The organism is Alkalibaculum sporogenes, assembly GCF_009362815.1.
Lineage (GTDB): Bacteria > Bacillota > Clostridia > Eubacteriales > Alkalibacteraceae > Alkalibaculum_A > Alkalibaculum_A sporogenes.
In genome coordinates this window covers 142,683-163,348 of the sequence record NZ_WHNX01000001.1, presented here as the reverse complement: position 1 = coordinate 163,348, position 20,666 = coordinate 142,683, and the positions used below count along the sequence as shown (strand labels likewise).

General features: G+C 32.3%; 18 protein-coding genes. 3 read left to right on the top strand and 15 right to left on the bottom strand.

Translation table 11 applies throughout. The features are described 5' to 3' along the window. Positions 1–72: 72 nt before the first annotated feature. From GC105_RS00780 to GC105_RS00720, 13 genes are all read right to left on the bottom strand, one after another. Positions 73–312, bottom strand: a complete 240-nt coding sequence (locus tag GC105_RS00780) for a single-stranded DNA-binding protein (protein ID WP_152800704.1) — start codon at positions 310–312, stop codon at positions 73–75. A 468-nt stretch (positions 313–780) separates the two neighbouring features. After that, a complete protein-coding gene (locus tag GC105_RS00770; RefSeq protein WP_152800700.1) occupies positions 781–1,377 on the bottom strand; it encodes a hypothetical protein in 597 nt (198 codons plus the stop codon). Positions 1,378–1,390: 13 nt separating this feature from the next. Continuing rightward, on the bottom strand, positions 1,391–1,738 hold the full coding sequence (locus GC105_RS00765; protein ID WP_152800698.1) for a hypothetical protein: 348 nt from the start codon (positions 1,736–1,738) through the stop codon (positions 1,391–1,393). 577 nt (positions 1,739–2,315) lie between these two features. Beyond that, positions 2,316–4,892 (bottom strand): AAA domain-containing protein, encoded by a 2,577-nt coding sequence (locus GC105_RS00760; RefSeq protein ID WP_193708214.1) that lies wholly within the window; start codon positions 4,890–4,892, stop codon positions 2,316–2,318. A gap of 317 nt (positions 4,893–5,209) precedes the next feature. Beyond that, complete coding sequence (locus tag GC105_RS00755) at positions 5,210–6,250, bottom strand: restriction endonuclease (protein ID WP_152800694.1); 1,041 nt, start codon at positions 6,248–6,250, stop codon at positions 5,210–5,212. A gap of 149 nt (positions 6,251–6,399) precedes the next feature. Beyond that, the gene (locus tag GC105_RS00750; protein WP_207706915.1) at positions 6,400–8,217 is read right to left on the bottom strand and encodes a GmrSD restriction endonuclease domain-containing protein; all 1,818 of its coding nucleotides are present in this window, start codon (positions 8,215–8,217) and stop codon (positions 6,400–6,402) included. Between the two features lie 89 nt (positions 8,218–8,306). Next, a complete protein-coding gene (locus tag GC105_RS00745) occupies positions 8,307–11,480 on the bottom strand; it encodes a DUF3427 domain-containing protein (RefSeq protein WP_152800690.1) in 3,174 nt (1,057 codons plus the stop codon). Positions 11,481–11,649: 169 nt separating this feature from the next. Further along, positions 11,650–11,862 (bottom strand): NUDIX hydrolase, encoded by a 213-nt coding sequence (locus GC105_RS17565; RefSeq protein WP_343029916.1) that lies wholly within the window; start codon positions 11,860–11,862, stop codon positions 11,650–11,652. After that, on the bottom strand, positions 11,859–12,038 hold the full coding sequence (locus tag GC105_RS17560; RefSeq protein WP_343029911.1) for an NUDIX domain-containing protein: 180 nt from the start codon (positions 12,036–12,038) through the stop codon (positions 11,859–11,861). Before GC105_RS17560 ends, GC105_RS17565 begins: the two co-directional genes overlap by 4 nt. Positions 12,039–12,721: 683 nt before the next feature. Next, a complete protein-coding gene (locus tag GC105_RS00735) occupies positions 12,722–13,324 on the bottom strand; it encodes a dienelactone hydrolase family protein (protein ID WP_152800688.1) in 603 nt (200 codons plus the stop codon). Between the two features lie 421 nt (positions 13,325–13,745). Beyond that, positions 13,746–14,216: a YbaK/EbsC family protein gene (locus GC105_RS00730; protein ID WP_152800686.1), complete on the bottom strand. Its 471-nt coding sequence runs from the start codon at positions 14,214–14,216 to the stop codon at positions 13,746–13,748. Between the two features lie 254 nt (positions 14,217–14,470). Continuing rightward, positions 14,471–15,511 carry a GGDEF domain-containing protein gene (locus tag GC105_RS00725; protein ID WP_193708213.1) on the bottom strand — a complete coding sequence of 347 codons (1,041 nt, stop codon included), beginning with the start codon at positions 15,509–15,511 and terminating at the stop codon, positions 14,471–14,473. A gap of 526 nt (positions 15,512–16,037) precedes the next feature. Beyond that, positions 16,038–16,244 (bottom strand): hypothetical protein, encoded by a 207-nt coding sequence (locus tag GC105_RS00720; protein WP_152800682.1) that lies wholly within the window; start codon positions 16,242–16,244, stop codon positions 16,038–16,040. Between the two features lie 181 nt (positions 16,245–16,425). Between GC105_RS00720 and GC105_RS00715 the strand changes: the two genes are divergently transcribed. From GC105_RS00715 to GC105_RS00705, 3 genes are all read left to right on the top strand, one after another. After that, a complete protein-coding gene (locus tag GC105_RS00715; RefSeq protein ID WP_152800680.1) occupies positions 16,426–16,776 on the top strand; it encodes a sigma-70 family RNA polymerase sigma factor in 351 nt (116 codons plus the stop codon). A 97-nt stretch (positions 16,777–16,873) separates the two neighbouring features. Further along, complete coding sequence (locus GC105_RS00710) at positions 16,874–17,077, top strand: RNA polymerase sigma factor (protein WP_152800678.1); 204 nt, start codon at positions 16,874–16,876, stop codon at positions 17,075–17,077. After that, positions 17,067–18,182, top strand: coding sequence for an anti sigma factor C-terminal domain-containing protein (locus GC105_RS00705; RefSeq protein WP_152800676.1), 1,116 nt, complete (start codon positions 17,067–17,069; stop codon positions 18,180–18,182). Before GC105_RS00710 ends, GC105_RS00705 begins: the two co-directional genes overlap by 11 nt. 40 nt (positions 18,183–18,222) lie before the next feature. On the opposite strand, the gene GC105_RS00700 is transcribed toward GC105_RS00705, so the two are convergent. After that, entirely contained in the window at positions 18,223–19,587 is a 1,365-nt protein-coding gene (locus GC105_RS00700) for an MATE family efflux transporter (RefSeq protein ID WP_152800674.1), read from the bottom strand. Between the two features lie 397 nt (positions 19,588–19,984). Continuing rightward, a complete protein-coding gene (locus GC105_RS00695; protein ID WP_152800672.1) occupies positions 19,985–20,566 on the bottom strand; it encodes a vitamin B12 dependent-methionine synthase activation domain-containing protein in 582 nt (193 codons plus the stop codon). Positions 20,567–20,666 lie beyond the last annotated feature (100 nt).

Below are 20,666 nucleotides of genomic sequence, written 5' to 3'. Positions count from 1 at the left end.
TCACCCCAGAACCAAACTTAATAATCTATAAAAAATTTAACTTTGTAACTCCTGATTATAAGTCAGAACAAATTATCTCACATTAATTTTATACTTCTGTTGCCCTGATGAGGTTTTCTCAATTGCTTGGATGGAACCTCTTGATGTATTCACATAATTTAAAAATAGTGTACCAAGTAGAAGCCGTTCGCTACGAGAAATCCTGTTCCACTCATAGCCTTTAAATATATCTCTTACAAGGAAAACTTCACCTTGATTCAGAAACTCTGTTTCTTTAATTGCAATATTTAGAATATCATTTACACCCGGCATCAAAAGACCTCCGTATAATATCAATGAAAACAACGTTATTAATATAGTTATACCACTTATATGAATTTATTTCCATCCATCTTATGAAATTCTATATATAAAAAGAAAATACCGGATAAAAAAGCCGGTATTCTCTCATCATTGCCCAGTCTTAAATTCACTTCATACTGCGTAATATATAGATACCAAAACACTCTAATCTACACATGCATTAAACATGTCTACACACTCCATGTCCAAGACAACTGAAACATCAATTTTATCTCTCAACACCTTATTTCTGAAATCATCGCCGTCGGTTGTGAAAGTCATATATCGCGCAAAGTGCAGAAAACTAAGGATTTCTACGTATCTTTCCTTTGCATTCTTATTACGCACTCCACATGGCTCGAGTTGCCATTATTGATGTCGGGGTTCTCGGAAACAGGTCAACCTTTTTTTAGTTCTTTCGCAGTGTGCGGAAACATATCAATTAAAATATGGATTCATCACATATCCAGCCGGGTACACTTCAATAAAGTCCTCAAGCGGCGGCAAGTGTGAGAGCACATTATCTACAAAGTCATATAGGTAATCAATATCATCCAGAAAACCCTGTGGTGTTCCTATATCGCTATACTTAAATGAATGAATCGAATTTCTTTTATGCTGCACTGAATCAACCCAAGCGTACTCTGGTGAATTCACATCAGCCCATAGCTTTCCACTACTAAAGTCTTTAAGATTATTGAACGACGCTTTTTCCGGCGCTATCATTTTACCTTTATTATTTGTAATCGGGCTCTTGCAATAATCTTCATAATAAACACAGTAAAAGAATTTAAGCCACGACTCAACGACTGCACCCAGATTTGCACATGCAAGAATCAGCTCACCTGTAGTTATTGTGAGATCTTTATCAATCCAAATTTTCAATGTTTTAGTTAATTCGCTTTGCCATTCAAGCATAGCATCGTCCAGCTTATCTGCCACCGTATCCGGTGCTATCCCATGAGCTTCTTTCCATATAAGAGCCACATTATTTGTAAGTATAACGAGCACATCATAACAGTCTCTTTTAGCCATTAGTTTTCCTCCACTATTTTTTAGCCTTATTAATAGCCTCAAACATTTTAGCTGGTGATAATTTACTTAGCTCTCTATTGTCCGCCAACACGCGTGTGGCTTTATTGTGTATAAACACATCAGCGTCATGTTCTTCAAAGCCTTTTTCTAGAATCAAGTATTGATACAATTCTCTACAAGGGTACAACATGAACTTTTCTTTACGAAACGCATTAGTTGCTTCCTTTCTATCTGCATCACATACATTCATCAATACTCGCAGGATTTCTTCGTCCTTAACTTTTGCTTCATACAAAGCTGCAGTTACAAGTCTTATTTCATTACCTCTAGCTTGGCGTTTTTCCAATGAATCCACATACATATCCGTTCCCTCCAGTGATTAACTCCATGTCTTTGTAGCAAGCTGTTCTGCAATTTCCTGAGTTCCAGGCAGCTTCTCAGTCTCCAGAATTTGTGTTAAATCAAATACTCGTGAGCCCATTGGAGCTCTTGGAGCTATCTTCTTAAGTCAGACTCATAAAGCTTATCTACAAAAAAGTATCTGGTAGCATCTAACACGTGCAAGCACACACTGTGCATTCAAATTTGAAACATCACCATTCCGCATAAATTCCGTGCCCCATTCAAGGCCGTTATCTTTTAGAATGTCACCATAAACCTACGGGACATATCTCAAATTTTAGTCTCTACAGTTACGCTAGAGGCGGGACTTACTGTATCGATTCATGTAGTTGATTTGATAAAATAAATCTAACCCGCACCGCCGATATTACCCCTTATTAGGAATTCATTATCACCTTAGTTCAAAATTCGACACTATTTGTAATCGATATCTTTTATTATACTACATTTAAAATCAAGTATGGATAATTTTACATATCATTGCAACCGTTGAATATTTCTTTTCTAAGCTACTTAAATTACATAATCAACTATAATTATAGTATTGATTTCAATTTCTCATATAACTTTTCCTTTTCTTCACTACCATTGGTTGCAAATCTAATATATGGTAGCTTGCTTTTTTCCAGAATAGCATTTTTCTTAATATCTCTATCTATCTGCACAGTTCCTGCTTTATGGAATTCATATCCATCTACTTCTATAACTAATACTGGCTGATGAACTATTTTAGAATAAATCAAGAAATCCACGTGAGTATTCTCATTCAGAACATATCTATTTTCTTCATTTGTTAAAAGTAGAGATTCCCTAACGATCATTCTTAATGGCACATGTACCGCTACATCATATTTTCTAAAATCTCCTTGCAGCACTTCCATAATTAATCCATACATCAGATTTTCACTGTCATATTCGGAAACTCGCTTTGTTTTTCTCAAAAACACTTTCCGTTGTTCCTCATAATATTTGTATAAATAATCAAATATGGAGTAGAGCTTGCTATCTATGATTTCACAGTTGTTATATTTAATATAGCCAATCAAATCACCTATGTTTGTATTTCTTTTCGGATCGTTTCCATCTGTAACCACGATCAGCTGGTCAATTGCTCTTGAAACAGCTACATTTAATCTATTAGGGTCATCTGTAAAATCCGTTATTTCATCATCTACAGTAGACAAAATAACAATATTCCGCTCTTGCCCTTGGAATTTATCTACTGTATCGGCCTTTACCTTTGTATTCTTAAAAACTTGCTGAAGATGTTCTGTTTGATTTCTATATGGTGTCACAATTCCAATAGAATCTATATCAACATTAAGTTTCTGCTCCGGTATTACTTCTTTCTCAATAACATCAATTTGACGAAGATTCATACGATCCCGGCTATGATTACCAGCAACTGTTTTATAGACAACAAGGGGTTCTTTATCCGTTTTCGGTTCTGTCAATATAATGAGCTGATTATCATAAAATTTCTGATTGCAGAATCCTATGATCTTCGGATGACAACGATAATGTTCCCTTAACATAATACGTTCTACATCTTCAAATACTGCACTAACGGAGGATAAAAGACTATGCATGGAATAATTGTATTTCGCAGAAAGGTTATATCTTTCGAAAATCGAGTTTGTTTCTTTCTTCGTTTCATCCTTTATTACATTTGGCAGCTGATTTAGATCTCCTACAATTACTGTATTCTTCGCACAGGAAAGTGCAAGTACACCTGTTGCCAAATCAACCTGTGAAGCCTCATCCACAATCACATAATCGTATACTAATTTACTAGACAAACTGCTTCGTAAAGAATATGTTGTACTGAGGACAACTGGGTAATTGATAATAAATTCTTCTGAATTTTTCCATAAATCATCCACTTTATATAATTTTCGTTCATTCATTCCTGCATACTTCTTGTGCAAATACGATTTAAAAAGTTTCATGGACAGTTCGGAATATTCGTTCATACGCTCTATAAAATTATAATGTTCTAACTCATTTTCTAATTTGTTTACAGCTTGCTTTAACTCACTAATTTTTAATGTATAAAATAACTTCTGACAGATAGCAATCCTTACACTGTTTTCTGCTAAATAGAAGCTTTTATCCCATATACCATATTTAAAGGCATATGCAACTTTGCGAAAGAAGGATATACGACTGTCTACATTTCTATTTTCCAATTCAATTAAGAGTTTTAATACAGCTTTCGGCTTTAGAATTTTACGAGCTTTAATATTTATCTGTTCCTGATTGATTTTATCGTAATATTCTTCAAAATGCTCTTTTTCTGTAAGGACTACATCTTGTTCCTGCTGTAACGCCGATAACTGATTTTTATTAACAAGCATTACATCAAGATTTTTCGCCAATTCTAATAATTTTGACTGGATATCCTCATTCTCTTGAATACTTCTTTCCCAACCTGAAAATTCAGGCAAGCATCCACTTTGAGAATCAACAAATTCTTGTTTATTCTTTCCACTTCCAAGATACGCTGCAATAAATGACACATCATTCTTTGCAAGTTTATCAAACACATTTTTTGTTGCTTCATTATTGCTTGAAACAACAGCAATACTCTTTCCTTTTATTACAGCATTTGCAACGATATTTAAAATGGTTTGAGTCTTCCCAGTACCTGGAGGGCCTTCGACAATGCTTACCTGGTTATTCATAGCATTCTCTACGGCTTGTTTCTGGCTTGCATTAAAACCAAAAGGATATATGATATCTAAATTCCGGAAATCTTTTTTCTCATTAATTTCCCCTGACAAATATGAAGCTAATACACTATCTGGTCTAATAAAATCTATCTTCTTATATCTATTTCCTAATATGTTCGTCCCGTCATCTGTTTTTAAACTAACTTTATGTGCTATTTCTTTAAAATACTGAAATATATTGTTTGAACTCTCCTTTGCTAAGGCAGATTTTACAAATGATAATCTACTGTTTTCATATGTTTCCGTATGTCTACTTTCAAAATATATTCTTGTATACTTTGAGAATTGCAATGCCTTCACTATTTTATAGAGCACCTTTCCCTGATATGAAATTAGTAAATTCTTTATATCCAATGGAACTGGATCTTTATCAAACTCCACATTTTGATAACTATAACTGTATGTTTTTCCACCACAAAAAGTTATATTATATTTTGTATTCGTATAATCCCATTTTTCAATTTGAGCTGTTTTATCTTCGTTTTTTACAATGATAAGGTTTTTATCTGAATTTATTATTTTCCGACCTACTTCCTAGATAGAATTTAGTTTCAATTTACCAAAGTTATTTTAAATTCACCAATTCATTACTTTTTAACTGTATATCGCTAGCTCCCTCATTTCTTCATTTATTGGTACCATTAGTACCCAGTTCCAAGTTATTCTTTCGATACAGTAGATCTCATTATAATACTTTATTATTCATCTTCATTAAGCATCCAGACCCTTTTCAAAGGAATCTCTGCTTTAATCTGATCACTTAAATTTTCATAGTTTTCAAATATTTCTTGAATAATCTTTTTAGAATCCCATAATCTTACTTTGAAGAATTGCTTTGGAATTTCTTTAATAACAGAACTCTTAAATCCACTCCACGATACTAATAGACCAAAATCAGCATTAAAGTTGCTCATTGTTCCAATTAATTGATCTAATGTTGGTCTGTCTACCGTTCCATCAGTACTTTTTACTTGAACACAAATTCTTGGCGAACCAAAACCTAGTGTATCGGCTGATGCTAGTAAATCCACTCCAAAATCTGCACCTTCTGGACTCCTATATGTTGTAAACCCTTTAGCTTTTAGGATTTCTTCAATCAAATGTTCCATCTCATGACCTTTAAATCTTCGTATAATTCGTTCCGAAATTCTATCAAATATAAATTCATTTAGGTCAATAGGGATATTGTCTTCAATACTCTCTTCAATGCTCTCTCCATTTTCATTTCCAATAATCGGATAAACATTTTTTGATTTCCAACCATTTTTATACATCTCTTTTATACGAATTTCTGCATCATTTTTGTGTATTTTACATACTGTCATAAAAGCGCCTAAAGAATACAAAATATCTTGATCAAATTTATCTCTTGGAATATCAACTGCAAACCATTTAACATCACGATAATGATAATATGGACTACCTAATGATTCATTATAATTGTACTCTCCAATTATTTTACCAAAATGTATTGTTCTATTTACTTTCGAAGGTAAAACAACCCAGTCTCCAATTCCCATTCTATGGGCAATTGGCCAAATTTGCGAAGCCCAGTTTATAGCTGTTTTTTCTTTTTCTAAATTATAATGGCTAACTAAAGTCTTATACAAGTCTTGCTTTTTTGCCACCAATGACAGATCAAAATTTAAATCTATCCAGGTTAAATATACTCTATTATCTGTCAAAAATTTCTCTTCGAACTCTCCATTTTTACCTGCTCGAAACAACCAAATACTCATTATGTATCCCCTCCACATTTTAGCTAGCTATATTTTTACTTAAAATTTTAGAGCATAAAGGTCTCCATTCGCGATATCTATAGCTTCATAGCCTATTGGGTCAAAATCACCATATACATTTAAGCACATAAAAGTATTTATTAGTCAAACTATAGTTTCTGCCCAAATGCCGCTATTACTTCATCACTATCACGATTGGTGATTGTCTTACCCATTGCAGAACCAATCAAATCTAACAGTGCCTTTGCCCTGCAAATAATAAATTGATTGAAATTATCAGACCGAATAGAAGCTACATCAATCAGATGGCTAGCTATATGTTTATCTAACTGTACCGAAGTAACATGACCATTTTTTTTAATATAATTAATATATGAACTAGGTGCGTTACCACCTAAAATTCGATTGGTACGGGCAAACAATGGAGTTTTATTAATAATTGAGTTCCATTTCACCCTCTCAATACATTGTCCTTCGCAATATGCATGCGGGAAAATATGATGGATATCTGTACTTTCATCGAGGAAAGTTGTAAAATCCATAGCACTCCCACTAATAAAGTCCTGTGCTCCTGCATGTAAAATAAGTGCCATTACTCCTTTATACGCAGCGCTCAACCTTGTTTGCAAAGATAGCAAACGGGTGGGATTAAAAAATGCTCTACTAACCGTTTCTGGTTCACTGCCATTTTCCTCTATCCAAGACATAAGTCCAACGACGTCATTTGCATACCTTGTTTCATTGGCACCGCCATACATTTCACCAAAGACACCACACCAGTACCAACGAGCAATTTTGTCTTTAACAGTAACATCATTAGTCTTGTTCCCAAGCAAAGCAAAAACCACTGCCATTGGAATTAATTGCGTACTATATGGTAGATCTCTAGCCGAAAAAATTCTCTGTTCTTTAAGAAACGTAGCTGACTTTATAAGTCCTTCTGAAAGTTGGTTAGCATACTGCTTATAATCTATAAGAGATAATCTTAACACATCTTTTCTTTTGCAACTTACTGCTTCACCACCATTTTTCTTAATATTATATCTAGTTAACAGAGTAATTGCAGTCAAAAAATCAGTAGATGATACCACTGCTAAAACTGCTTGGTTGAGATTGTTTACAGACAGCGCAGACTTATTTATAAAATCTTCATGACGTTTATCCCAGTCTTTTCTTAATTCAAAATTATCAGCAGCAAAAGTGGCCGTAATTAACTCAAATACGGTCAATGATACGCCCCCTGTATTTACGTTTTCAAAAACCTGACATACAGCTTCCTTTGGAGTAGTTTTATCCAACGTTATAACCGGTACCTTATAAGTTTGAATAGGTACCAAAACATCAACATTAAATTTAGCGTACCTTTGAAGAATCTCAGGTGCATAATTATGATATGCTTGATATTCATTCTGCCACATAGCGCAAGCAATTAGATCATAAACAATATTTAATGGGAACATATGATTCTCAAACTCTTTTTTTCTTATACTCAAGTCGAGGTCAATTTTTCTGCCAAAATCCGACTTTAACATTTTGTCTTGAGGTATTGATAAAATTGCTTCATCCCTATCAACTGTACTGTTTAAACACTTATTTATATCTAGATAATAGAATCTTTTTATCGCTTTATTCTTATCTGTACGTGTGCTAACTGCATCGCGACAATACATAGATCCAAAAATAGAAGTTAGTCTTTGTTGACCATCCAAAACTAAAACGTCTGGTTTCCCATCAGCTTTTGCACCTTCAAATAGACGATATTTAAATCTTACATTATCACCTCCATACTCTAAAAACATAAGTGCACCAACAGGATAAGAATTTGAAATACTTGCTATTAAGGCTTTAATTCTGTTATCATCCCACACCCAACCACGCTGGAAGTCAGGTAGCTGATTTTCTCCATTTGCTATTAGTTTTAGAATATCCGCTACATTTGTATCATTAGATTTAAAAGAACTCGACATTATGTGTACCTCCATAAAATAATATAAATTTAAAAACCACCTATGCTGCTACTAATATTTACCTATATGATTTAAGTTAGTGTATATAGCTAAACAACCCCCTTATTCGCAGCCTTCATCATCCATGCTGGGATCTCATCCTTCAATTTCCATACGAAGCTTATAGGCGTATTCCCGCTATGTTTGACATACTCTGCTTCTCCTAAATAAGTATAGGGAGCGGTAAGTCCATCTTGTTTTTTGTTTTCTCTCACAAATAAGACGATTTTATTTCCTGTCTTCAGATGGTTAATATAGCGTTGACCTGTATTACTTCCGACTGATGTTCTGCTCTGGCTTTGCCAATGGAATAGTTTTTCGTTTATGGCGTAATCCTCGTATAGTGTAGATGGAGAGTAGTCTTTTTCAGATTTATTCAAGGTAATAAAGAACGCATCTACTTTTGAATTACTAAAATACTTCACTCCTTCTCTAAAAGCTGGTTTCTTTTCTTCATCATAGTAACCAAAGCCTGCCATGATTTGATCTGTAGAGTATGTACAGTGAAGTGCTAAAGGACAAGGTTCTCCTAAATCTACTGTCTTATCTATAAATTTAATGTGGGAATAATTGTACTCAAGTATTTCTACAGCTTCTTGCATCATTTCTTTATTGTTTTCATATAAATCTTGTAATGGTTGTCGAAAACTTTCATATCCTAATTTTTGTGGAGTTTCTGTGTAAATACTGTAATAGATTACTCCTAACATTCTTGATTCTTCCGTAGAGTATGTTCTTGTCTCAAAATTGGAGGTAAATTCTCGTACTGCAAACTCGATCAATTTTCTAGAATTTAGATGAAATAAGTTCTTTAATCGTTTTGTAATTAACTCTTCCTCTTTGTTATTAAAATCATCCTTTACTCCTGCCTCTACCATCATTCTTTGAAAACTTCTATTTCCATTTGAGCCATATAAATCTGTAAGTGAGTAATGATAAAATTCTAGGAAATTTGTTAAAGTTAGTTCTTTCTGTGCATCTTGTTTAAAGCATCTCATTTTGCTAATTAGACGAGTTTTCGTAATTTTTGCAGCTTTAATATTTCTCAATATATATTCTTTTGCTTGTTTTTCTAGATAGATATAACAACCTTTTGGTAAGTTGATAAATCCATTTTCTATACCATATTCCACTGAATGTTTTGATCTTCCTTCTAAGGCTTTAAATTTTTGCTCAAAGTCATAGTTCGTATGTGCTTGTCCTACAAAATCAAGAACTGTGAGACAGTCTTTCTCCTCGCTTAACCGTAACCCTCTTCCGAGTTGTTGTAGAAATACGGTTAAACTTTCTGTTGGTCTAAGGAACAAGACTGTATTGATTTGAGGAATATCAACTCCTTCATTATATAAATCAACAGTAAAAATGAACCTTACTTCTCCACTTGTTAGTTTTCGTTTAGCGTCATTTCTTTCATCATTATGGGTCTCCCCTAGCACTGCAATAGAGGGTATTCCGCTCTGATTAAATTTATTTGCCATGTACTTAGCATGTTGTACACTGACGCAAAATCCTAAGCCCATCACGTCATTTATATTTGTCACATATTTATTTAAACTAGTGATAATCCCTGTTACTCTTAGATCATTACTGGTATATACATTTTCCAATTCTTTTGTATCATATCCACCCCTAGTCCATTTTACCTTTGAAAGATCAATGGTATCCGAGATAGCAAAGTATTGGAAAGGGCTGAGTAGTTTTTTATCAATTGCTTCTGGAAGTCTCATTTCTGCTGCTATTCTATCGTCAAAATGTTCTAGAACATTCTTGCCATCCATTCTTTCTGGCGTAGCAGTTAACCCTAATAGAATTTTGGGAGAGTAATAATCTAACAACCTTTTGTAAGAAGGTGCCTCTGCATGATGGAATTCATCCACGATGATAAAATCATAGAAATCTGGAGTTGTTTTTTCATAGAGTTTAGTTGAATTAAAGCTTTGTATACTCATAAATAAATGATCTAAGGTACTAGGAACATTACCACCTACATATAGATCTCCAAAGTTATTATTCTTTAAAATGGCTCTGAACGTACTCATACTCTGCTTTAATATTTCTTCTCGATGTGCTATAAATAAGAGTCTGTTATTTTCTTTCTTGTGCTCTTTAACATAGTCTTTATAATCAAAGGCAGCAATTACTGTCTTGCCAACACCTGTAGCTGCAACAATTAAATTTCTATATCTATGAAATAAGGTTCTTTCAGTTTTTAACTGTTCCAGTATTTCTTTTTGATAGAAATATGGATGAATATCAAAAGCAAAATAACAATTTATGTCCTCTTTGTTATTAGATTCTTTTTTTAAAGATTGTTTCAATCTCTCTTGATCTTCATTACTACCAGTGAAAGAAGTAAACTCCTCGTCATTCCAATAGGTTTCAAAGGTAGCATTAAATTTTGTGATGATGTCAAAAGAATCTTTTTCTGTTACTTTAATATTCCATTCTAAACCTGAGGTAAGTGCAGCATTAGATAAATTAGAAGAACCTATATAAGCAGTAGTGAAACCAGTTTCTCTTTGAAACAAGTAGGCTTTTGCATGTAGTCTAGTTCGATCTGTATCGTAGGATACTTTAATTTGTGTATTGTTTAGTTTACTTAATTCTTCAATAGCTTTATAATCCGTTGCACCCATATAGGAAGTGGTAATAATTCTTAAGGTATGATTAGGGTGATCTGTAAATTCTTTTAATTCTTCTATGATACAACGAAGTCCGCTCCATTTAATAAAAGAAACCAACATATCTATAGAGTCACAGCTTAGAATCTCTTTTTTCATTTCACCCATCATATCCGGTTCTTGCTTAGAGCCTGTAAATAGAGAACTCTGAGACAGGGGTGTTATAGGTCGGATAACTCTTTCTGTCTTAATAGCTTTAATACTATTGATCTTAGAATACAATGCTGTTAACATTTCTCCCTCTTCATCGATTTTAAAACTTTCTATTTCTTTATCCTCAGCCATTATGCTTAAGCTATTAATAAGTTCATTACATGCTTTTATTTGAGAAAGCAAAGCTTCTTTGTCATTTTGTTTATTGTTTTCTCTAATAAATCGTAAGCTCTTCTTTATGACACTAGTAATATAGGTAGATAAGATTGTCTTCGCCTCTTCAACATCTATGAGTTCTTTTTCAAGTAAGTACTTGTCTAATTCTAATTCCTTGAATTTTTCCTTAAGCTCTTGATTTATAATTTGTTCATATATACCTTCTTTAATCATGAGTTTCCTCCTAATTGTTGTTGAACTTGATGATAGTATCAGAATACAATAGTATGTTGTTCCTATGTTAATGTATTTAGTTTGAATAAAAACGGTGATATTTCCCCTAAACTGGACACAGCAACTACTCACTAAATGACAATATTCAGGATCCATTAATAAAATATATTTATACATTACCTCGATACGCTTTGAACAACTTCTCTGCTATAGGTATATCCGCAGGAGCTAGATCAAAATCTAATAGTTCCTTAGTCTCCACCCACCTAATCTGACTATGGACAGATAATGTAATAGTTTGTTGTAGACATTCTGCTTTATAAGCAAGCAGCTTAATTTGGCCAAATTCGTATTTATAGATACTCTCTGCATAGCAACTTATATTTTTGATAGTAATGGAAAGTTCTTCACATATCTCTCTAACAAGGGCTTGTTCGGGAGTTGTTCTATCTTACCACCTGGGAACTCCCATTTCCCTTCTAGTTTTTGACCTATTGATCTTTGTGCTAAAAGGATTTTGTCATTATGATAAAGTATTCCTGCTACTACTTCTTTCATTTGTAAGCCCCTTCTGTAATAATCTTCCCAACTTTATAACCGTCATTTTTCATTATACTACATTTATTATAACTCATGGATAATTTTACATGTCATTGAACAAAAAAAAGGCTACTTAAAGTATCACTTTAAGTAGCCTTTTTTCCTTATTTTATAAGGGTTTTGAGTTAATGTTATGGTTTTATGTTTACTTGGGTAATTAGATGGTGAGTGGAGCCCCACGGCTACAGGTCGCGATTTTAGTTATGAGGGATGTTAAACGTTTTAATATCTTACTGTTTTCCACATCATGTTTTCAGATATCGGGAGAACGCAGTTCTCCCCTACAGAACTTTGGTGTGGATAATATCGATTTTATCTAAAATGGTAATTCGTCTGAACTGCCATTGTCATAAGTACCATTATCTTCTTTGAATATCACAAATGGTACTCCACCATATGTGAATCCAGCTATAGACTCAATATCATACATAACTCTTGAATATTCTTCATATTGTTCTTCTGTCCATATTTCGGCATTATTCCTATCACCTTACTTAGTTTTCTTCTTCTTTTTAGGCATATCTAAAAATTACTCTCCTAATTTATTTCTTTTTATTTTTATTTATAGATCGTCGTAATTCATAAAAATAGATCGGATTACGGTTATTTCCTGAGAAATAAATAGATCGATGATATACCATTTAATAGCCAATTAGTTTCTTTAAGAAATCATCTACTACTTTTTGTGCTTCTTGTGAAGCCTGTAGACAATAATTTTTAGAATACGGGTCACTAAACCCGTGTTTTCCCCTTAATATATGTACATCAATATTCTGTTTTTTCAATGAAGCAGCTAAATCAGTCACATTAAACGATTTTTCTTCATTGGGGAAAATCAAGAGAGCTGGACATTCGGGAGTAATATTCATATAATCTCTAATTCGCGATCCATAATATCCTACAATCCCATCACACATATTTTCTTCACTACTACATATCCATGCAATTGTTGCACCTATACTATATCCTAATAAAAATACATGTCTATATTGTTTTTTCGATTGTTTCAATAGATATTTTACTTGCTGTACCCCTAAATCAAACCCAATGTTATTCTTAAAATGAATATAGGCTTCTTCTTGAAGATCATAATTAAAAGGCTGCTTTTGATCGATTAAGTTTGGGCATATAATATCGTATCCATCCATAGAAAATTTCTCGCAAACGGTTTTCATATGTTGATTTAGTCCGTAGATTTCGTGTAATACTATGATTAGAGTATTGAAATTATTATTTTTTTTCATATAATCCACCTTATTTGTTGTTGGTTCTATTGAATAGGGTAATGTGATAAAGTGAAACTTTATTTTCGTAGTACCTTAATGACGGAGCAGTTAAATAGTTTACTATTTAACTGTATAGTTATTAAGGTACGCAAATGAAAGTTTGCTTTCATTTGGCGAGTATCGCGACTTTTACAGGTACTTTATCCCCAACTTATCTTTCTTTACTATCTTGAAGTGGGAGCAATACCCGATTTATATTGGCTGAAAGGTAAGATGAATTGAATGGTATTTCCCCGATCAGGGTTGGCGAGGCTTGTAACGACTGTAAGGAGCTAGAAGCCCGCAACCTACGACGGGAGTCTTAGTGCCTGTTAATGCGGGACAAATCAAGATTAACGCACACACATAGTGGTGGATTTGAAGTATGCCATATGTGTGGTTAGGTCACAATCTTTGACACATCTATCCATTTTCGGCTCTGGGAATATTGTTCTAGCTCTATCAAGGTAACTTCAATTGCAGAGTTGTGGCTTCCACATGCAGGATACATAGTTGCAAATCTTTTCATAGATTCGTCTAAAAATACCTTTACGTTTTTTGGCAATGCAAAGGGGCATACGCCTCCTACTGGATGACCAGTGATGCTTAATGTGTCTTTAGGTGTAAGCATTTTTGCTTTAAAACCAAATTCTTCTTTAAATTTTTTATTATCTATTTTTGCATCTCCTGCAACTACAACAATCATTCCACTGTCTCCATCTTGCAATGATATTGATTTTGCAATTCTTGCGGGTTCAATACCTAAAGCTTGTGCAGCTAACTCTACAGTAGCTGTAGAATCGTTCATCTCAAGTATATCTTTTGCCTTGCCATATTGTTGTAAAAACCCTCTTACTTCTTCTATAGACATGTTTACAGTTCCTCCTGGTACTTTTCTTTATTCATATAGTGTTAAATTTATCTCGTAAAAGTAGTAGAATTTTGAAGCCGCAATTATACTACTTCTACAATGTATTTTGAAACTTCAATATATGCATTCAAATTTCAGTTAGCAAGCCATTTGGGTTGATATTTAAATAAATAAATCTTAGACGTATTTATTCTACTCTATCAACTAGTCATATGGAAATATCAATTTTTTCAAGAAGTGACCTAGTCAGTAATTCAATATGAAATTTCGTAATTTTGTTTCCTTTCCTCTATTGTAATACCACGTTTGTTTTCGTACATTAACGTGTCGATATATCTTATAAAATCCTCTACTTTCATATTGGATTTATAGTCATAAACTGCATAGCCCATACTAAATCCAAGTTTATATGGTCTATTCCCAACCTTATTATGTCTTTCGATACATCTACTAATTCTATCGGTGGTAGCTTCTAGCGCTTTGATATTTGTTACATCTAAGAGAATACAAAACTCGTCACCACCAAACCGTGCAATAAAATCTCGTGATCTAATACATGTTTTGATTAAGTTTACAGAAGTTTGCAGTGCATCATCTCCCATATCATGACCAAAGGTATCATTAATAGACTTGAATTTATCTATGTCTATCAAAATTGCTGAAAAGGTTACATTTTCCGTACTTGTACTAATTTTTTCTTTCATATAAGTTTCTAATTTCTTGCGATTATACGCACCAGTTAAATAATCAGTATTAATACTATGACTTTGAATATTAAAAAAAACAATTAGTAGGGAAAATGTAAGACCATTTAATATTAACGGTATATTATAAAAAATTATCTGTAAAAATGTACACACCAAAGGAGGAATAGGAAATGCTAAAAGTGGTAAATAATATTTTTGATCAACTTTTTTACGATTTACTACAATTAAAAAAATAGCTGAAATCGCTAACCCCACAGAAAGCAAAGCAGGGATTAAGAAAAACGTTCCTCTATGGTAAATGTTATTTGAGTCAATATAATAAAACCATCCAAACAACTGTGATAATAATAAGATGCCTATGTAGATCATATTAATTGATAAGAGGATATCCATCCATCTTCTTGTTTTTTGTTCATCTTGAAATATTTGGCAGTGTACATATAGTAACCAAAGTGAAGGAACAATGGGGTTCAAAAAATAAATCATAAAATTTCCAAACTGATTTAGTACTACATAAAATGTTCCTGGGGAACCATCAAATCTGCTAAATATATCTACTATAAGCATCAGTGCTGTTACTTTCAACATTAATATATAGATTTTATGTTGGAGAAAGATTTTTTCGTTATTATTTTTTGCATGAATATAGATGAATATCAGTATTCCAAAGGAATATATATTATTTATAACTAAATTATACGCAGGATTCAAAATTTTTCACCTCTATCTATCTTTATGAATATTTATACTAAAAATATGGATATATTATATTTACTTTGCTTCTTAATTTCTCATTTAAAAAATTGCTCATATACTTCCCTGGAATTTTGAAGTTAGTAATTAATTGGTAATATTTTTAATTATACTATATATATAATAATATAACATACGTTATTTTATCTATTCTTTAAATTATGACTTCTTTCGTTCCATCGTGTTTATCTGACATATTAATCAGTTCTATACTATTTTATACTATGAGTTTGTCAAATAAAAGTTGTCCTAAAATAGTTAATATTATGTAGACAATCGGATGATAAGAAAATCCTATAAATACACTTACTCAAAAACAAAACAACAATCAATATTTGATAGTTGTTTTGTTTTCAATATTCTACTTATATATTTTGTATCCATTATTTTGCAAATGACTATTGATAGCATCCTCCGATGTTTGATCGTCATAGTAAACCTCTATAAATTTTTCATCATCGCTCAAGTTTAAATCCTGTACACCTATGATACCATCTAATTGGTCTATGACTCTTACCTGTGTCTCTTTTTGCACTAAACCGTCAATATTTAGTCTTATTTTTTGCATTTATCACTTTTCCTTTCTTTCTATAAAATTAAGAGTACGATATAATCTTATTATCTCATTTTACTGTATTCATTATTCATTTATCGTTTCTGAAAAGCACAATACTAGCATTTATAATTATATTAAAAAAATGTGTAACCTTTTTTTAAGTCATACGTTTATTAAATGAGGGGAGAATGAAATGCAATCAAATATAATAGAAATCTTATATAATAAATACTATAGTACAGCATATCATTATACCCTATCATTAAGTTGTAACCTTCACCTTGCAGAGGATATTGTTAGTAATGCATTTGTAAAAGCTTTACTAACCTTAGATGATAATAGGGTGGATTTTAAATTTTGGTTGTTGAGAGTATGTAAAAACCTCTGGATTGATGAACTCCGAAAAACAAAGCATGTTACAGATAGTTCAGGAGGAGAACTACATAGTATTGTATCATCAGAAAATATTGAAAATAAACTCATACTTTGTGAAAGAAATAAAGTGAAACTTTATTCAGTAGGGGTTCTCTTCATCCCCTACTGAATATTAGTAGAACCAATCGGGCTTTTACAGGCACTTAATCCGCCACTTATCTTTCTATCATCTTAAAATCTTAAAGTGGGAGTCTTAGTGCCTGTTAATGCGGGACAAAATGCTTTATCAAGAGATTATAGCGCTTCAGACAAATTACAGAGAAGTATTAATATTATTTTACTTCGGAGATTTAAGTATACAATCCATAAGTGATATAACAAACTATTCTATTAGCAATACCAAGACTTTGCTTTCTAGAGCAAGACGTAAACTGAAAGAAAATTTGGAGGGAAAAGGCTATGAGTTTTAAAGAATTATTGAACGCTTATATAGCAAAAAAAATACCAGAATCTCAAAAAAAATATGTAGAAGAAGAAATTGAAAAATTCCAAGTAATCTCAGATTATCTTGAAGATCAGCAACTCAAAATCAAACCAGAAGATATGATAAATAAAGAGAGTTTAGATGAGCTATATGCAATTAAAAAATCAATGAAGCGTAGAACAAGAAGAACTGTATTTATGTCTGCATGTTTAGTTATTTCGATTCTTATTTTCATCAATTTTACTGCAATCCCTTTGATGGATCATCTATTTTATAATCCATTTAAAAGAACAATGAGCTCTCAAGGGAGTGATTTTGAATTATGTATGGAGGTATACCATGAATTACATTTTGCAGAACCTAATGGTATCGGTATTACTACAGATCGAACGGGAATAGGAGAATATGATATTACTATAATGGGTTACAATTATATGCAAAATGAGTATCAATATCAAATAGCTAAATTAAAAAGAGGTGAATTTTCTTTCCCCATAAACTATTGGGATAATTTTCTTGGATTTTACTCCGATGGAGGAATTGACTTTGAATTACAGAAAAACTACTTATCTCAGTTACCATCTTATGTAACTATACAGGCAAAGGTATCCTTTAACCAGGATCTATCAATGGAAGATCTAGCAGCATTATCGAGTAAATATAAAGATTCTGGAATATGGTTTAGCTGGGCAGGTATTCGCATCGCTGAAGATAGAAATGATTGGCCTCCTATGGCTATGGGTTTTGATATGGTTGGAGATGGTAATGTATATAGCGATGTAAATGAGAAATATCCAAATTATGAAGTTGATGAATATATAACGAACCAAAACAATCAAACTTCTAGCGAGCTATATGAGACCCATGTAAAGAGCCTGTTGAAAATAATGATAGATAATAAAAAATTTCTAAAATTGCAGGAATCTGGTTTTGATCTACATAATTACTATAAGTCTTCATTAGATTTTTTGGAACAAAATGGGGTAAATACAATTGGTATTATTGTGAACGGGGATCCAAAATCGGTATTGGGTTTGTGCGAAGAAGAATTTATTGGAAATGTACAAATTAACAGTGTGCAGTTTAAATAATATGATTCTACCTCAGACATATTATCTGTCTGAGGAGTACTTATGTAAGATCATTGATCCAATTTCCTGATTTTAAACGGAAAAGGCTTATAATGCATTTAAACAACTCTTCTACCATTGCAAGAGAGTATACAATATAAATGGGAAGTTTTAGAACAAAAGCACCTATCATTATAAGAGGAACACCTATAAACCACATGGTAAATCCTTCTATGATCAGAGCAGCTTTCGCATCTCCTCCACCTCTTAAAATACCTACAATAAGCATAATCCCAAGCAACCGAATAAAAAACACTACTGATATAATATATAAAATTGATTGCGCACTGTTTTTTACATGATCGGATATATTGAAAAATCCAAGTATGTAGGGAGAAGCTACTGCTAAAATAACTCCTAAAAATATACTTACTAAAAGAGAAACTCCAATAAAGTTTTTCGCATATTCCTTCGTTTGATTTTCGTTTTCTTGACCAATACTATTACCTATCATTACTGATGCGGCGCTAGATAATCCAAAGGCTACAACCATAAAAAGATTGTTTACAGTATTGCAAATTTGTATTGCGGCTACTGCCTGTGTACCCATCCTACCATACACTGCAATGTAAACGAGACTTGCAAGCCCCCAACACATATCATTTAGTACTACAGGCAAAATGGTTCTATAGGCCTTTTTTATATAATCTGAAGTTATATCCGTAAGTTCTCTGATAGATGCAGCTAATATTCCATTTTTAATATAAATAGATAATAATAGAATAATTGTTTCAATGATTCTAGCAATCAGAGTTGCAAGAGCAGCACCTGCTACTCCCATTTGAGGAGCACCCATCTTACCAAATATTAGTATATAATTTAATATAACATTAATAATCAGTGCTATTAAATTAATAATCAGTGGCTGCGTCGCTTTACCAATAGATCTAAGTGAAAAGCTATACAAAAATGTAATTCCTGTAAATAAGTAACTAAAGATTACAATCTTTAAATAGCTAGCACCTCCCATGATAACCATAGGATCATTGTTAAAAATGAATATAATACCTTTGGGATTAACCAATCCAGCTAATAAAAAAATCATAGATAGTAATACAACAGAAATAATGCCTATCCCTAGTACTCTTTTAATATTTACTGCATCTCTTTTGCCCCAATATTGGGATATAAATACGCTGCATCCACCACATATTCCTAATAACATCATATTGTAAAAGAAAAAATATTGATTTGCTATACCAACTGCAGCAATTTCAGTTTCACCCAACTTTCCAACCATAACAGTGTCAATCATATTCAACAAAGAAGTCGTAAAACTTTGTATCATAACTGGTAATGCTATCACTAGCATTGCCTTATAAAACTTTTTATCTTTAACCTTAAATAAATTAAACACACTATTCATAATGATCCTCCATGTTGCTCACTCTAAAATAAAACGCCAAGTATCATAATATTATAAACAAGGTTTTTTGTAAATCAAATAACACTTATCTAATAAATTATATTAATTGGACAACGGAGGAATCTTTTATCAAAAAACTCTAAGCATGAAAGCATAGAGTTGATAATCAAATATAGCTTTATAAAAGATTTGAAAAATCTAATTTGCACATCAGTCCATCTCTAAATTAAGTTAATCCATATTATGTCTTATGTATTTCCAATCATTATTTTTCTTTATAATAATACTTACAATAAGTAAATAGATCTATGAAAATGTATCACATTTTGTAGTTAGTATGATAATTATATTGTTTATATCATAATTACGTATATAGAATTCAGCTATCCATATTGCTTCAATAATATATACCTGAAACAGATTTTGTAGGCCTCATTAAAGAGCTCTCTGTAAGATACACTTGGATTTCTTGAGTTTTGTCGCCAAATATTGAGAACAATTCTTTTTGTTCGTAAATTGGCCAGTCATCTAAAAACCCGGGAATATGATATACTAGACTCTCTAGATTATTTGTTTCTTTAATCTTTTGAGATATATATTCAGTACTCTCAAATAAAATTTGTGCCTTAATACCATCGACAATATATTGTTCCATAATATCATCGATACTTTGAGACCATTCCTCAATTTCCATACCACATGTTATTATATACGGAAAAACATTTGTTGTATCTTCGATACTCTCAGCTAAAACCTTACTGTGAAATACCTTATCTAAAATAAAAACTTGTCCATTCTTTCGATCTACTGAAGATTGAAGCTTAGTATAAATTGCTTTTGGTTTAGCAATTTTTTCGGCGTTACTTATAAGTTCACTTACAAGATCATCAAGCTTTAGTCGTTCTCTTAATTTTAATGCCTCTTTTAGATTTTGTTCATTAATTGAAAAAGTAATATCTTGAAATATCTCTACTTTCATACTTAACCTCACTCTTTCTCTATTATTGTTATCATAGTGCATAGATTATACAGATCACGTTTTTTATAGAAACAATTACAAATACCATGGTCCATATTTT